Annotated in this window: 15 protein-coding genes and 1 tRNA gene; 13 read left to right on the forward strand and 3 right to left on the reverse strand. The window is 38.9% G+C overall.

Annotated elements, in window-relative coordinates:
- The 4 genes from secA (at position 1) to ptsP (ending at position 5,852) form a co-directional block, all read left to right on the forward strand.
- Positions 1-2,574, forward strand: a complete 2,574-nt coding sequence (gene secA, locus J0J36_RS00290; protein ID WP_019291926.1) for a preprotein translocase subunit SecA — start codon at positions 1-3, stop codon at positions 2,572-2,574.
- A gap of 99 nt (positions 2,575-2,673) precedes the next feature.
- A complete protein-coding gene (locus J0J36_RS00295; protein ID WP_019291925.1) occupies positions 2,674-3,702 on the forward strand; it encodes a 3-deoxy-7-phosphoheptulonate synthase in 1,029 nt (342 codons plus the stop codon).
- Positions 3,703-3,858: 156 nt separating this feature from the next.
- Positions 3,859-4,125, forward strand: coding sequence for a phosphocarrier protein HPr (locus J0J36_RS00300; protein ID WP_003133620.1), 267 nt, complete (start codon positions 3,859-3,861; stop codon positions 4,123-4,125).
- Positions 4,125-5,852: a phosphoenolpyruvate--protein phosphotransferase gene (ptsP, locus tag J0J36_RS00305; RefSeq protein WP_019291924.1), complete on the forward strand. Its 1,728-nt coding sequence runs from the start codon at positions 4,125-4,127 to the stop codon at positions 5,850-5,852. Before J0J36_RS00300 ends, ptsP begins: the two co-directional genes overlap by 1 nt.
- A 122-nt stretch (positions 5,853-5,974) precedes the next feature.
- Here the strand turns inward: ptsP and J0J36_RS00310 are convergent, their stop codons facing one another.
- The 3 genes from J0J36_RS00310 to J0J36_RS00320 all read right to left on the reverse strand — a co-directional run bounded on the left by J0J36_RS00310 (position 5,975) and on the right by J0J36_RS00320 (position 7,531).
- Positions 5,975-6,274: a YbaB/EbfC family nucleoid-associated protein gene (locus J0J36_RS00310; RefSeq protein WP_019291923.1), complete on the reverse strand. Its 300-nt coding sequence runs from the start codon at positions 6,272-6,274 to the stop codon at positions 5,975-5,977.
- Between the two features lie 152 nt (positions 6,275-6,426).
- Positions 6,427-6,512: transfer RNA gene (locus J0J36_RS00315), tRNA-Leu, on the reverse strand.
- Between the two features lie 83 nt (positions 6,513-6,595).
- Positions 6,596-7,531, reverse strand: a complete 936-nt coding sequence (locus J0J36_RS00320; RefSeq protein ID WP_019291922.1) for an alpha/beta hydrolase — start codon at positions 7,529-7,531, stop codon at positions 6,596-6,598.
- A gap of 369 nt (positions 7,532-7,900) precedes the next feature.
- On the opposite strand from J0J36_RS00320, the gene rnpA reads away from it, so the two are divergent.
- The 9 genes from rnpA to J0J36_RS00365 all read left to right on the forward strand — a co-directional run bounded on the left by rnpA (position 7,901) and on the right by J0J36_RS00365 (position 14,304).
- Positions 7,901-8,269: a ribonuclease P protein component gene (gene rnpA, locus J0J36_RS00325; RefSeq protein WP_019291921.1), complete on the forward strand. Its 369-nt coding sequence runs from the start codon at positions 7,901-7,903 to the stop codon at positions 8,267-8,269.
- Positions 8,266-9,081: a YidC/Oxa1 family membrane protein insertase gene (locus tag J0J36_RS00330; RefSeq protein ID WP_003133626.1), complete on the forward strand. Its 816-nt coding sequence runs from the start codon at positions 8,266-8,268 to the stop codon at positions 9,079-9,081. Before rnpA ends, J0J36_RS00330 begins: the two co-directional genes overlap by 4 nt.
- A gap of 24 nt (positions 9,082-9,105) precedes the next feature.
- On the forward strand, positions 9,106-10,017 hold the full coding sequence (gene jag, locus J0J36_RS00335; protein WP_019291920.1) for an RNA-binding cell elongation regulator Jag/EloR: 912 nt from the start codon (positions 9,106-9,108) through the stop codon (positions 10,015-10,017).
- Positions 10,018-10,137: 120 nt separating this feature from the next.
- On the forward strand, positions 10,138-10,272 hold the full coding sequence (gene rpmH, locus J0J36_RS00340) for a 50S ribosomal protein L34 (protein WP_003135255.1): 135 nt from the start codon (positions 10,138-10,140) through the stop codon (positions 10,270-10,272).
- A gap of 149 nt (positions 10,273-10,421) precedes the next feature.
- On the forward strand, positions 10,422-11,333 hold the full coding sequence (locus J0J36_RS00345; protein WP_019291919.1) for an aldo/keto reductase family oxidoreductase: 912 nt from the start codon (positions 10,422-10,424) through the stop codon (positions 11,331-11,333).
- Between the two features lie 200 nt (positions 11,334-11,533).
- Positions 11,534-11,800 (forward strand): IreB family regulatory phosphoprotein, encoded by a 267-nt coding sequence (locus J0J36_RS00350; RefSeq protein WP_003133629.1) that lies wholly within the window; start codon positions 11,534-11,536, stop codon positions 11,798-11,800.
- Positions 11,800-12,228 carry a Holliday junction resolvase RuvX gene (gene ruvX, locus J0J36_RS00355; protein WP_003133630.1) on the forward strand — a complete coding sequence of 143 codons (429 nt, stop codon included), beginning with the start codon at positions 11,800-11,802 and terminating at the stop codon, positions 12,226-12,228. Before J0J36_RS00350 ends, ruvX begins: the two co-directional genes overlap by 1 nt.
- A gap of 14 nt (positions 12,229-12,242) precedes the next feature.
- The gene (locus J0J36_RS00360) at positions 12,243-12,566 is read left to right on the forward strand and encodes a DUF1292 domain-containing protein (protein ID WP_003133632.1); all 324 of its coding nucleotides are present in this window, start codon (positions 12,243-12,245) and stop codon (positions 12,564-12,566) included.
- Positions 12,567-12,705: 139 nt separating this feature from the next.
- Positions 12,706-14,304: a glycosyltransferase gene (locus tag J0J36_RS00365; RefSeq protein ID WP_153924312.1), complete on the forward strand. Its 1,599-nt coding sequence runs from the start codon at positions 12,706-12,708 to the stop codon at positions 14,302-14,304.
- Positions 14,305-14,325 lie beyond the last annotated feature (21 nt).

The following is a 14,325-nucleotide window of genomic DNA, read 5'->3' on the forward strand; positions in this document are numbered from 1 at the left end:
ATGGCAAATATTATTAAAAAATTAGTAGAAAACGACAAAAAAGAGCTTAAAAGATTACATAAAATGGCTCAAAAAGTCGAATCATACGAAGAAGAAATGGCTGCCCTTGCAGATGAGCAACTGCAGGCCAAAACAGAAGAATTTAGAGAACGTGCAGCTGCCGGTGAGAGTCTTGACGATATGCTGTATGAAGTTTTTGCTGTCTGCCGTGAAGCAGCAAAACGTGTCCTTGGTCTTTTTCCTTTCCACGTGCAAATTATGGGGGGGATTGTCCTCCACAATGGTGACGTTCCGGAGATGCGTACTGGTGAAGGTAAAACTTTGACAGCTACCATGCCAGTTTATTTAAATGCGATTTCTGGCAAAGGTGTACACGTAGTAACAGTCAACGAGTATTTGACAACACGTGATGCAACCGAAATGGGTGAATTATACAACTGGCTCGGTTTGACTGTTGGACTTAACCTTAACTCTAAGTCACCAGAAGAAAAACGTGAAGCATATAACTGTGATATCACTTATTCGACATCATCTGAGCTTGGTTTCGACTACTTGCGTGACAACATGGTCACTCGTTTTGAAGATATGGTACAGCGTCCGCTCAACTATGCTCTTGTCGATGAGGTTGACTCCATCTTGATTGATGAGGCGCGCACACCATTGATTATTTCAGGTCAAGCAGAGGGCTCTTCTGCGCTTTATTACCGTGCAGATCAGTTTGCTAAGACTTTGGTTGGTCGTGAAGATTATGAAGAGGGCGATGATTATAAGATTGACTTACAATCTAAAACTATCTCACTCACAGATGAGGGGATAGATAAAGCAGAACGTTTCTTTGATATTGAAAACCTTTATGACATGGAAAATGTTGCCTTGACTCACTTTGTGGACAATGCACTCCGTGCCAACTATATCATGCTTCATGATATTGATTACATGGTTGATGACCAACAAGAAGTCTTGATTATTGACCAGTTTACAGGTCGGACAATGCCTGGGCGTCGTTATTCTGATGGTTTACACCAAGCGATTGAAGCTAAAGAAGGTGTGCCGATTCAAGATGAATCTAAAACCATGGCTTCAATTACGATTCAAAACTACTTCCGTATGTACAAAAAATTGTCAGGGATGACTGGTACAGCGAAAACGGAAGAAGAAGAGTTCCGTGAAATCTATAATATTCAAATTATTCCGATTCCAACGAACCGCCCAATCCGTCGTGTGGACCATCCAGACTTGCTTTACCCAACCCTTGAAGCAAAACTAAATGCTGTCTTGGATGACGTGAAGAAACGTCATGCTGAGGGGCAACCTATTTTGATTGGTACTGTGGCTGTTGAAACTTCTGAGATTATTTCGAAAAAATTGGTCGAAGCTAAAATCCCGCATGAAGTTTTGAATGCGAAAAACCACTTCCGTGAAGCACAAATCATTATGAATGCCGGTCAACAAGGAGCGGTAACCATTGCGACCAATATGGCTGGTCGTGGTACAGACATCAAGCTTGGCCCTGGTGTTAAAGAACATCCAAATCCAGAATATCAAGGTCTTGCGGTAATCGGTACTGAACGTCATGAAAGTCGTCGTATCGATAATCAGCTCCGTGGACGTTCTGGTCGTCAAGGGGATGCTGGTGTCTCTCAATTTTATCTTTCACTTGAAGATGATTTAATGAAACGTTTTGGTTCCGAACGCGTTTCTGCCTTCCTTGATCGTATGCGTATCAGTGGTGATGATGCCGTCATCAAATCTGGCTTAATCACACGACAAATCGAAGGTTCACAGAAACGTGTCGAAGGAAATAACTACGATTCACGTAAACAAGTCTTGCAATATGATGATGTGATTCGTGAACAACGTGAAGTTATTTATGCACAACGCCATGAAGTGATTGTGGCGACTGAAGATATGACACCTGCTCTGTATGGTATGTTTAAGCGTACAATCGATCGCCAAGTTGATGGCCATGCAGCAACAGGGGATCTTCAAGAAGAAGCAAATCTGCTCAATCTTTATGAAACTGTTGAAAATACAATGCTTTCAGCGGATGTCTTTAGCATTGAAGATCTTCGTGGTAAAAGCCCACAAGAAATTAAAGATTTTCTTTTTGAAAAAGTTAAAGAACATTATGCAACACAAATGGAACGCTTGGGCGATAAAGAGCGTCAGATTGACTTCCAACGTGCTGTTATCCTTCGTGTAGTAGACAACAATTGGTCTGAGCATATCGATCATTTGGATCAAATGCGTCAGTCTGTAGGCTTACGTGGTTATGCACAAAACAACCCGATTGTTGAATATCAAGAAGAATCACACAAAATGTTTAATAACATGATTGGAGCTATTGAGTTTGAAGTAACTCGTTTGATGATGAAAGCTCAAATTCATCCGCAAACCGCTGTTCAAGAACAAGCACCGCGTGTAACTGTAACGGCTTCACAAGAAAACTTGACAAATGTGGGACAATCCTCTGCAGAAGGTATTGATTTCAGTAAAGTTGGCCGTAATGACATGTGTCCATGTGGTTCAGGTAAAAAATATAAGAACTGTCATGGTCGCGTTCACACAGCTTAGATAAAAAAGTGATAAAATAGACGAAACACCCTAACTTAGGGTGTTTCATTTTTCTAAGTTGATAAATACAAAAGATATCAATAAATTGAAAGGAGAAAGATGTCTTTCAAAATAATAAGCCCAGAGATAAATGTTGATGCAGTCAAAATGCTGGGCCACCTTGATAGCGAACAACATCAGCGAAAAGAAGCAAGAGACAGAGAATTAGAAGCAATTATCAAAGGTGAGGATTCCCGGCTTTTATTAATTATTGGTCCTTGTTCCTCGGACAATGAAGCAGCTGTTCTGGAGTACGCACATCGTTTGGCTAAACTCCAAGAAAAAGTAAAAGACAAGATTTTCATGGTAATGCGTGTTTATACAGCGAAACCGCGAACAAACGGGGAAGGTTATAAAGGAATCATTCATCAACCAGATGCAGCAGGTGAAACTGATCTTATCAATGGTATTCGTATGGTACGTGATCTTCACTATAAAGTTATTACACAAACTGGACTGACCACTGCTGATGAAATGTTGTACCCAGAGAACTTGCCTTTAGTAGATGATTTAGTTTCTTATTATGCAGTTGGCGCCCGCTCAGTGGAAGATCAGCAACATCGCTTCGTGGCTTCCGGTATTGATGCGCCAACGGGGATGAAAAATCCAACTTCTGGTAATATCAAAGTCATGCTAAATGGCATTTACGCAGCACAGCAAGAGCAAGACTTTCTCTTTGGCCGTGCAGAAGTTCAAACTGCAGGGAACCCTTTGGCACATGCCATTTTACGTGGGGGGCAGGACGAGCATGGCAAAAATCTTCCCAATTACTATACGGATAATTTGCAGGAAGTCATTGCAAATTACGAAAAAATGGGATTAAAGAATCCCTTTATCATTGTGGATACCAATCATGATAACTCTGGGAAGAAATATATGGAGCAAATTCGAATTGTACGACAAACGTTAGTCAATCGTGATTGGGATGAAAAAATACGCCGTTATGTACGAGGCTTTATGATTGAGTCGTATTTAGAAGATGGACGTCAAGACCGACCGGAAGTGTTTGGAAAATCAATCACGGATGCTTGTCTTGGTTGGGAGAAAACAGAGGCCTTGATTCAGGAGATTTATCAAGCGGAAATATAATAATTTCAGAGGATAAATAAAAAAGCCGAAATGATGAAGATAATTTAATGAAAAAATGATTGCAAACCTTTTCACTTTGTAGTATAATGTTAAAGTATAGATATGCTGAACAAAAAGGCATTATCGAATAAAAATTGAAATAAGGAGATTCCAAAAATGGCATCTAAAGAATTCCACATCGTTGCAGAAACTGGTATCCACGCACGTCCAGCTACATTGCTCGTTCAAACAGCTTCTAAATTCACTTCAGAAATTAACCTTGAATACAAAGGTAAATCTGTAAACCTTAAATCAATCATGGGTGTTATGTCACTCGGTGTTGGTCAAGGCGCTGATGTAACTATCACTGCTGAAGGTGCTGATGCTGATGACGCATTGAGCACAATCGCTGAAACAATGGTTAAGGAAGGTCTTGCTGAATAATGACATCTATGCTTAAAGGTATCGCTGCATCATCAGGTGTAGCCGTAGCGAAGGCATACTTGCTTGTTCAACCTGATTTGTCATTTGAGACAGTGACTGTTGAGAATATCGAAAATGAAGAAGCTCGTCTTGATGCAGCTCTTGCTGCCGCTCAAAGCGAGCTTCAAATCATTAAAGATAAAGCAGTAGATAGCCTCGGAGAAGAAGCCGCAGCCGTATTTGACGCACACATGATGGTTCTTGCAGACCCAGATATGACCGCTCAAATCAAAGCTACTATTGAATCTAAAAAAGTTAATGCTGAAGCAGCCCTTAAAGAAATCACTGACATGTTCATTGCTATCTTTGAAGGTATGGAAGACAATGCTTACATGCAAGAGCGCGCTGCCGATATTAAAGACGTTACAAAACGTGTAATGGCAAACCTTCTTGGTGTTAAATTGCCAAGCCCAGCTTTGATTAACGAAGAAGTGATCATTGTTGCTGAAGACTTGACACCATCAGATACTGCACAGCTTGATAAGAAGTACGTTAAGGCCTTTGTTACAAACATTGGTGGACGTACATCTCACTCAGCAATCATGGCACGTACGCTTGAAATTCCTGCTGTATTGGGTACAAACAATATCACTGAACTTGTTTCTGAAGGTCAACTTATGGCTGTATCAGGTTTAACAGGTGAAGTTGTTCTTGATCCAACTCCAGAGCAACAAAGCGAATTCCATGCAGCTGGTGAAGCGTATGCGGCACAAAAAGCTGAATGGGCTGCTCTTAAAGATGCTGAAACAGTAACAGCTGATGGTAAACACTTTGAGTTAGCTGCAAACATTGGTACGCCTAAAGATGTTGAAGGTGTTAACGACAATGGTGCGGAAGCTGTTGGTCTTTACCGTACAGAGTTCCTCTATATGGATGCTCAAGACTTCCCAACGGAAGAAGATCAATACGAAGCTTACAAAGCAGTACTTGAAGGCATGAAGGGTAAACCAGTCGTTGTTCGTACAATGGACATCGGTGGTGACAAAACATTGCCATACTTCGACTTGCCAGAAGAAATGAATCCATTCTTGGGTTGGCGTGCTTTACGTATCTCACTTTCTAATAGTGGTGATGCAATGTTCCGCACACAACTTCGTGCACTTCTCCGTGCATCAGTTCACGGTACACTCCGTATCATGTTCCCAATGGTTGCATTGGTTACAGAATTCCGTGCTGCTAAGAAAATCTACGACGAAGAAAAAGCTAAATTGATCGCCGAAGGTGTTCCAGTAGCTGAAGGTATCGAAGTAGGTATCATGATCGAAATCCCAGCAGCAGCAATGTTGGCTGACCAATTTGCGAAGGAAGTTGATTTCTTCTCAATTGGTACTAACGATTTGATCCAATACACAATGGCTGCAGACCGTATGAATGAACAAGTTTCATACCTTTACCAACCTTACAACCCATCTATCCTTCGCCTTATCAACAATGTTGTTAAAGCTGCGCATGCAGAAGGCAAATGGGCTGGTATGTGTGGTGAAATGGCCGGTGATCAAACTGCTGTTCCACTTCTCATGGGTATCGGACTTGATGAATTCTCAATGTCAGCAACATCTGTTCTCCAAACACGTTCATTGATGAAACGTTTGGACTCAACTAAGATGGAAGAACTTTCAAACAAAGCTCTTACTGAATGTGCAACAATGGAAGAAGTTGTCGCACTCGTTGAAGAATATACAAAATAAGAAAAACGCGAAGAAATTCGCGCTTTTTTTGTATTTTAAGAATGATCAAAGTCCTTATTTTCGAATTTATTATTCTAATTAATAAGAAGAATAAAATAAAAAAGCCTTCAGAGGCTATTTTATTAGAAGGGGAGTCCTTTAGAGAACTTACCGAGTTTTTGTTCAGTAGTTTTTTCGATTTGAGTGAGAGCATCATTTACAGCATCTGCAACCAAATCTTGCAATGTTTCAGGATCTTCAGGGTCAATCACATCACTCTTGATTGTCAAGTTTGTTAATTTACGATCACCAGAAAATTCAGCGATTACTAAATCTTGTGCTGCTTTACCAAAAAAAGTAGTGTTGGCAATTTCTTCTTGTGAAGCTTGCATTTGTTTTTGCAATTTTTGTGCTTGCTTCATCATGTTTTGCATATTCATCATCGTGGTTTATTATCTCCTTGTTTCAAGACTTAAGTGCCTTGAGTATTGCAAATATATAGTTTCTTGATGTCATTATTATACCATTTTTGTGAATGATTTTGAAGCAGATGAGAAAACAAAAAAACGTCTAATTACTAGACGTTTAAATAATATGCGGAAGGCGGGACTTGAACCCGCACAGCCAAGATAGGCCACAGGATCCTTAATCCTGCGCGTCTGCCAATTCCGCCACTTCCGCGAATTGGTACTTTAATATAATACCATTTTAGGAAGGGGAATGCAAGAATAAACTGTAATAGGGTGTTTAGCACTGTAAAATAATCAATCGTTATAGTTTTTCAGAAATTTTTCAACAGATTGACGGTAAAGTTGAGGATTTGTCTCAAAGGCCTTGGCATGTGCAGCACCTTTAATCAAAAGCATTTCCTTTGGTGTTCCTGTCTTGACTGCTTGGTAGTTTTCCTTAAGCATTGACGTAGGCACATAAGTGTCTGAATCGCCGTGGATAAGGAGGATAGGGCGATTGTTTTGAGAGAGTGCTTGTGTCGCACTTGCTTCTTTTAAAAACCAACCTTGGCGCACTTTATTCATAGCGGATAAACTATAGACAAGGGGAAATGGCGGAATATTGTAGGTCGATTTGGCTTGATAGGTAATTTCCGACCAAACATCAGTATAGCCACAATCTTCGATAATACTGTTGACAGAGCTAGGTAATTCTGTCTCACTTGATGCCATCATAACAGTTGCAGCTCCCATAGAAAGTCCAAATAAAGTAATACGACTTTCAGGGTTTTCTTGTGTTAATTTTTTTGACCAGGCGATCACGTCTTTTTTATCGTAGTAACCATAAGTAATGAGCTGACCTTCTGAGGATCCAGCAGCACGATTGTCAGGCATAAGCACATTATAGCCTAAATCATGGAAGAGTTGTCCATATTGGCGCATCGCTTCTTTATTTTGGCGAAAACCGTGGACAACAATAACTGTTTTATTTGTCTTATGTTCCGCTGGGATGTACCAAGCATTGAGCTTTAAGCCACCATTTTCCATAGTAAGTGTTTTTTTATTCAGCTTATCAAATTGTGTGACAAGAGGATAATTTTTACTTGATGCTTGAACTTGGCCCACGGGAGCATCATTGCGGACATAGGCAACGGAGTAGAAATAATAAGTAATCCCCAAATCAACGAGCAGCAGTAGGCTTATGATACTAATTGTCCATAAAGCGAAAATTTTCTTTTTACGTTTTTTCATCGCATTATTATACCAAATTTTTTAAGGAAAATAGGAATAATATTACCTAAGAGACATAACGTTCATACCAATAAATATGATTTCGTATGAAAAAACCTTCCCACAAGAGCCAACAAATGTGTGGGAAGGAAAAGGAGTAGTCGGGAATCAAAGGGGATTGATTCTTTGAGCCATTATGTTTAGGGAAGCGAAATGAAGATCACTTTATTGGCTCTTGGCTACATCTATCTTTTATTTACCTTTATTCTAACATGGTTTTGAGCTTATAAGTAATGATATGCAACAAAAATTAAAGCTAAAAAAGCGCTTTCTTGGAAAAAAGTGACTTTTCCTCTACTTTGTGTTAAAATAATGGAGATAATTTTTAGTATGGGAGAGAGTGGCTTGGCTATAAAAAAGACCTATCGTGTAAAACGCTCGAAAGACTTTGAACAAATATTTTTAGCGAAAAATAGCTTTGCCAATAAGAAATTTGTTGTATATAAACTCGATACTGAGCAACAGCATTTTCGTACAGGGATTTCAGTAAGTAAAAAGATTGGAAATGCGGTCACACGGAATCGTGTGAAGCGACTCATTAGACATGCAGTAGCAGAGTTTTCTTCTCATTTAGAAGACGAAGATTTTGTGATTATTGCACGTCCAGGAGTCGAAAAACTCAGTTTTGATGAAGTAAGAAAAAATCTCAAGCATGTATTGAAATTGTCTAAAATTTATAAAGATGGAGAAAAGAATTGAAAAAGAAAATAACTTTGCTTTCGATGGCAAGTGCTTCTTTACTCTTATTGGCTGCCTGTGGACGTTCTGAGGTCACACAACATTCAACAAACTTTTGGGAACAGATAGTTTATGGATTTGCTCAGGTTATCCGTTTCTTGTCATTTGGTGGTATGACAGCTGTTGGTATTATTTTATTTACCTTGATTATTCGTGCGGCACTTTTGCCTTTGATGAATATTCAAATCAAGTCTAGCCAAAAAATGCAGGAAATTCAGCCTGAAATTAAAAAAATACAAGCGCAATATCCAGGTAAAGACGTGGATTCGCGTCGTAAAGTTCAAGAAGAAACACAAGAACTTTACGCTAAAAACAAGGTAAATCCTTATGCAGGATGTTTACCACTCTTAGTGCAAATGCCAATATTATGGGCGTTGTACCAAGCTTTGACACGTGTAGATTTCTTAAAGCACGGAACTTTCCTCTGGTTTAATATCGGAGATAAAGATCCAACATTTATCTTGCCAATTTTGGCAGCACTCTTTACATTTGCTAGCTCATGGTTGACAATGAAATCAGCCCCTGAGAAAAATGCAATGACAAGTACGATGACATTTGCTATGCCAGTGATGATTTTTGTTTTTGCGATCAATGTCGCAAGCGGTGTTGCTCTTTACTGGGTAGTATCAAATGGTTTCCAAGTCTTACAAACTTTGCTTATTGCCAATCCCTTCAAAATAATCGCAGCGCGTGAAGCTAAAGCCCAAGCGGAAAAGGATAAAGTAAAAGCACGTGAGAAGGCATTAAAGAAGGCTTTGAAAAATAAAAAGTAAATCAGGAGATAGGAGTTTTAAATCATGACTATTTTTACTGGGAGAACAGTTGAAGAAGCAATAGAACGCGGCTTATATCGTTTAGGTGTAAAGCGTGAGAATGTGCATATTCATGTAAAACAAAAAGAAAAACGTGGTTTTTTAGGATTTGGTAAAAAACGAGCCCTCGTAGATATAGAAGAAATCAAAGAAGAAACCATTCGTAAAGCGGATCGATTAGCAGAACGTGGTGTGGAAGATATCAACCTTGGTGTGCCTAAAGCACAGTCTGCTATGGAAGCAACTCTTGAGTTAAGCCAAATTGTTAAAGCTGTACGTGCAGCTGAAAAAGAACAAGAAGGTGAATTAACTCCAGAAGAACGTGAAGTTATAATTGAAGAAGTTAAAGCAGACATTGCTCAAAGCAAAGATCCGCTTCCAGAAGTTGAGGTTCCTGAGAAAGTAAAAGAAAAAGCTAAGGCTGTACCGATGGAATTAACTGCTGAGGAAACAGAGTTTGCGGATAAAATTTCGACTTACTTAACAAATATTACCTCTGAAATGGGTATTGCGATCACTGTAAATGTAGCAAAAGAAGGAACTCTGATTGTTTTTAACTTAAATTCGAATCAAGATGCTTTACTCATTGGTAAACATGGGAAGATTTTGCAAAGTTTACAAACCTTGGCTAAAGCTTATGCTAACAGTATTTTAAGTACCCGTATAAATATTGCTGTCAATGTTGGCGATTATCATGAAAAGCGTAAAGCATATATTACCAGCTTGGCGCATCGTGCAGCAGAACGTGCTCGTTCTGGTGAAACTGTCTATATTAATGATTTACAGTCGAATGAACGCAAGATTGTGCATACAATTATTTCGAAAGAAGAAGGTGTTTCTAGCCATTCTGAAGGTAATGAATACAATCGTTATATCACCGTTACAAAAGAAATTTGACATTTGCGATGATTTGGTGTAGAATATTTTAGTATGCTTTAAGCACAGAAATGAAAGAAAGGAACACCGCAAGAACGGTGGAGCTACTTTCCCAAGTGAAGTAGCCCAGGGATTTAACAAATGAAACGTACTTACCAACCACATAAAAAACCTCGTAAGACTACTCACGGATTCCGTGCACGCATGGCAACTAAAAACGGACGTCGTGTACTTGCAGCTCGTCGTCGTAAAGGACGTGCTTCACTTACAGTTTAATTGTAAAAAAGGATTCTCACCCTCGGGTGGGTTTTTTCTTTTGGAAACATGATTCATAAAAAGGAACAAAAATAACTCTTGGAAAAGTAAAGCGTTTACTTTTATTGTGATATAATGAATTTATTGTAAAAAAAGAGGAGTTTTTGTTAATGAAAAAAATTCAAATTGCCGATATGCAAGCTTCACAAATTATCTTAGGCTGTATGCGTATCATAGAACCAGGAAAGAACCCTGTCAAAGTTATTGAAACAGCTTATGAAAATGGTATTAACTTTTTTGATCACGCGGATATTTATGGTGCTGGACAGTGTGAAACGGTTTTTGCCGAGGCTTTGGCGCAAACCTCTATTCGACGGGAAGACATTTATCTCCAATCGAAATGCGCTATCCGCCCAGGGGTTGCCTTTGATTTTTCAAAAGAACATATTATCAAGTCGGTAGAAGGCTCTTTACAACGGCTACAGACGGATTATCTCGACACCATGCTCTTGCACCGCCCCGATACGCTAATGGAGCCAGAAGAGGTCGCAGAGGCCTTCTACGAGCTCGAGAAATCTGGAAAGGTTCGCTATTTTGGAGTTTCCAATCAAAATCCGATGCAAGTGGAGTTACTTAAAACAGCAGTGAAGCAGCCGTTACTTTTTAATCAGCTTCAATTTGGCTTGAAGCACACTGAAATGGTTGATGCAGGTCTCAATGTGAATATTCCTAATCAAGCCAGTCATATGCAAGATGGTTCAGTACTAGAGTATTCCCGTATAAATAAGATGACGATTCAAGCTTGGTCTCCTTTCCAACATGGATATTTTGATGGTCCTTTTGTTGGTAATGATAAATTCCCAGAATTAAACAAAAAGCTTGAAGAATATGCTGAAAAATATAATCTTACCCCTTCAGGGATAGCTATAGCATGGATTAACCGCCATCCAGCGCGTATGCAGACAATAATTGGTACGATGACGGAACGACGGATAGAGGAAGTAACAAATGCCAGTGATCTGGTTCTCAGCCGTGAGGAGTGGTATGACTTGTATATGGCAGCTGGAAATATTCTCCCTTAAGCCGGTAAATTTATAGTTTAGCATTAAGTGATAAAAGGGTCTAGTAGAGTCGTCTAGAGGGCCATTTATTCTAGCTACTAGACGAAATAGATTGAATTAGTGTCAGAAATGATGTATAATTAAAGAGCATTATTAGAAAAAATTAATTAAAAGGATTTTTAAGCAGTTTGCTTGAACCTACCCCAAAGGAGGTACATATTATGAGTTTTACAGATGAAACAGTCCGCTTTGAATTTGATGATTCAAGTAAAAAAGAAATCGGCGAAACACTTGTAAATGTTTATCGTGCACTTGATGCTAAAGGTTACAATCCTATCAACCAAATGGTAGGTTATGTTTTGTCAGGAGATCCAGCTTATATTCCACGTCACGACGATGCACGTAACAAAATCCGTCGTTTTGACCGTGATGATATTGTTGAAGAACTGATTAAAGAATACTTAAAAGCACATGGTGTACAGCTTTAATGTACAGTAGAATTTTAGGTTTGGATGTCGGTACGAAAACTGTTGGTGTAGCTGTGAGTGATTTATTGGGAATGACGGCTCAGCCTGTTGAAACAATAAAGATTGACAGTGAAGCTGGTGAATTTGGTTTTGAGCGCTTAGCAGAACTAATAACAGAATATAAACCTTCAAAAATTGTACTCGGTTTACCCAAACATATGAATAATGATGAAGGTATTCGTGCAGAGGCTTCAAGAAACTATGGTGAAAAAATTACTGAAACGTTTGATGTCGCTGTAGAATACCAAGATGAACGCTTGACGACAATGCAAGCAGAAAAAGTATTAATTGATGGTGGCGTCCGACGCAAGGACCGTAAAAAATCAATTGATAAACTCGCCGCTGTCTTGATATTACAAAATTATCTTGATGCGCACAAATTATTTTAGAAGTAGGAAGTATTATGTCAGAACATACACATGACCATGACCACGAAGACCGTTTTATCACTCTGATTGATGATAACGGTAATGAAAGCCTTTTTGAAATCTTGATCACTATTGATGGCCAAGAAGAATTTGGTAAAAATTACGTCCTCGTTATGCCTGTTGACGGTGCAGAAGATGATAATGGTGAAGTTGAAATCCAAGCTTATTCATTTACTCAAAATGAAGATGGCACTGAAGGTGATTTACAACCTATCGCTGAAGATTCAGATGCTGAATGGGATATGATTGAAGAAGTTTTTAATAACTTTATGGAAAATCAAGACGACGAAGTTTATTGATAAATCAAGAGGCAAAGCCTCTTTTTTTATTGCATTAATATTGAAATATTATAAATTATTACATAAAATTTTTAGCAAAAATTGAGTACTTCGAAGAAATTTGTTATAATTTAGTGATTACTCTTTGAAGGAAAATTAAATGAAAAAAAGATATGGTTCACGTTCACTTAGGCATGAACATAAAAAACAATTAGAACAATCAGAAGAAATCGAGGAGCTTGAGGTCAATGAAGACCTTGAAATTCCTGCGGAAGAGACTGGGTTTTATTCGCGTCGTCATAAATCAGAAGCGAGTTTTGTACCAACTCGAGAAAAATCACCACGGCTTATGCCAGCTGACTGGTTATTTATTGGGCTCGTGTCCTTGGTGCTTAGTCTAAGCTTCTATGCTTTCCCTATCTTCAATCTTCAACCTACAGGTGTACAGTCGCAATACCTCTATTCGGGAATGGCAATGCAGGCAGGATTGGTCCCTTACAATGATTTTTGGGGTGCTGGCGGAATTGTCTTTTATCTGATCAACTGGCTCGGTCATTTTGGTCAAACAACTTGGCTCCTTTACCTTTTCCAAATGCTAGCTTTATTTATGAGCGGTGTGCAAGTTTATCGTTTAATTTCACAACGTACTCGTAGCCGTTTGGCAGCGCGAATTACCACAGGTTTTACCTTGGTTTCGATTGCAGGATTGGCTCAAGGTGGTACAGCGCCAACCTTAATCGCCTTGCCTTTTGCATTATGGGCATTACAGTTCTTGGATCGTTATCTACGTCAAGATGCACGTGACGAAGCTTTTATCTTCTTTGGTATGAGCGGAGCTTTTGTGTTTGTCATATCACCAATCATGACCATTTTGTGGCTTCTTTCTTGTCTCGCTTTGCTTGTCTTTAATATTCAGAATAAAAGAATTGGGCGTGGTATTTATCAACTTTTAGCAATTTTATTTGGTTTATTGTTGGTAGGTTATACTGTTGCTTTTTACTCCTTAAATGCTCAAGTACTGTATACATCCATCGAACAATCCATTATCATTCCGCTTACGACATTAGGCTTTACAGATAATTTCTGGATGTCACTTCTGAAAGCTCTCGTTTTTCTTTTGGTGTTTGGTCTTGCGGCCAATTTCGTACATGGCGTACGTAATATTAAAAGTTCGGGTCAAACATTTATCTGGCAACTTTTACTCTTATTGGGTTCAATTCTTGTGTTAGGATTTGTTGTTTTTTCTCAAGTATTCGAAAGTTCAAACTTGCTTGCCATCTTGCCGTTACTTTTATTATTCGTCAGCGATACTATACAAGATGCGGTGGATCAACGTCAGAATATCCTACAAGATTATATGAAGGCCAAGCTTTTTGCGCCAATTTTAGCTCTGCTCTTTGTGATAGGAGCTCCGATCGTTACCCAAACGATGCATCAACAAGTTTTCTCAGAAGAACAACAAGTTGCACAGTTTGTGAAAGCCGATACAACAAAAGAGGATAAAGTACTGGCTATAGCATCGGATAAAAACATTAACTTGCGATCACAGCGTGTGGGTGGCATAGATGACTTCCCTCGCCATTATCCAGTGAGATTCCATCAGAACTTTGATTTGCTCTTTGCTAATGCAGGCAACAAGTATGTCGTAGTGCAAAGTGGACAGGATCTTTCAGATTCAGTAAAAGAAACACTTAAAGATTCTTACAAAAAAGTGGAAGTTGGTAATGTTAGTCAATTTTCTGTATATAAAAAGAAATAAGATATACATAATTGTATATCT

The organism is Lactococcus sp. LG1074 (assembly GCF_017309525.1).
Taxonomy (GTDB): Bacteria; Bacillota; Bacilli; order Lactobacillales; family Streptococcaceae; genus Lactococcus; species Lactococcus petauri.

Bases quoted from the DNA above. Each gene is read 5' to 3' on its own strand.
- J0J36_RS00300 (WP_003133620.1), top strand. From the start codon at position 3,859: ATGGCATCTAAAGAATTCCACATCGTTGCAGAAACTGGTATCCACGCA.
- J0J36_RS00320 (WP_019291922.1), bottom strand. From the start codon at position 7,531: ATGAAAAAACGTAAAAAGAAAATTTTCGCTTTATGGACAATTAGTATC.
- J0J36_RS00310 (WP_019291923.1), bottom strand. From the start codon at position 6,274: ATGATGAATATGCAAAACATGATGAAGCAAGCACAAAAATTGCAAAAA.
- rpmH (WP_003135255.1), top strand. From the start codon at position 10,138: ATGAAACGTACTTACCAACCACATAAAAAACCTCGTAAGACTACTCAC.
- J0J36_RS00345 (WP_019291919.1), top strand. From the start codon at position 10,422: ATGAAAAAAATTCAAATTGCCGATATGCAAGCTTCACAAATTATCTTA.
- ruvX (WP_003133630.1), top strand. From the start codon at position 11,800: ATGTACAGTAGAATTTTAGGTTTGGATGTCGGTACGAAAACTGTTGGT.
- secA (WP_019291926.1), top strand. From the start codon at position 1: ATGGCAAATATTATTAAAAAATTAGTAGAAAACGACAAAAAAGAGCTT.
- jag (WP_019291920.1), top strand. From the start codon at position 9,106: ATGACTATTTTTACTGGGAGAACAGTTGAAGAAGCAATAGAACGCGGC.
- ptsP (WP_019291924.1), top strand. From the start codon at position 4,125: ATGACATCTATGCTTAAAGGTATCGCTGCATCATCAGGTGTAGCCGTA.
- J0J36_RS00350 (WP_003133629.1), top strand. From the start codon at position 11,534: ATGAGTTTTACAGATGAAACAGTCCGCTTTGAATTTGATGATTCAAGT.
- J0J36_RS00295 (WP_019291925.1), top strand. From the start codon at position 2,674: ATGTCTTTCAAAATAATAAGCCCAGAGATAAATGTTGATGCAGTCAAA.
- J0J36_RS00365 (WP_153924312.1), top strand. From the start codon at position 12,706: ATGAAAAAAAGATATGGTTCACGTTCACTTAGGCATGAACATAAAAAA.
- J0J36_RS00360 (WP_003133632.1), top strand. From the start codon at position 12,243: ATGTCAGAACATACACATGACCATGACCACGAAGACCGTTTTATCACT.
- rnpA (WP_019291921.1), top strand. From the start codon at position 7,901: ATGGGAGAGAGTGGCTTGGCTATAAAAAAGACCTATCGTGTAAAACGC.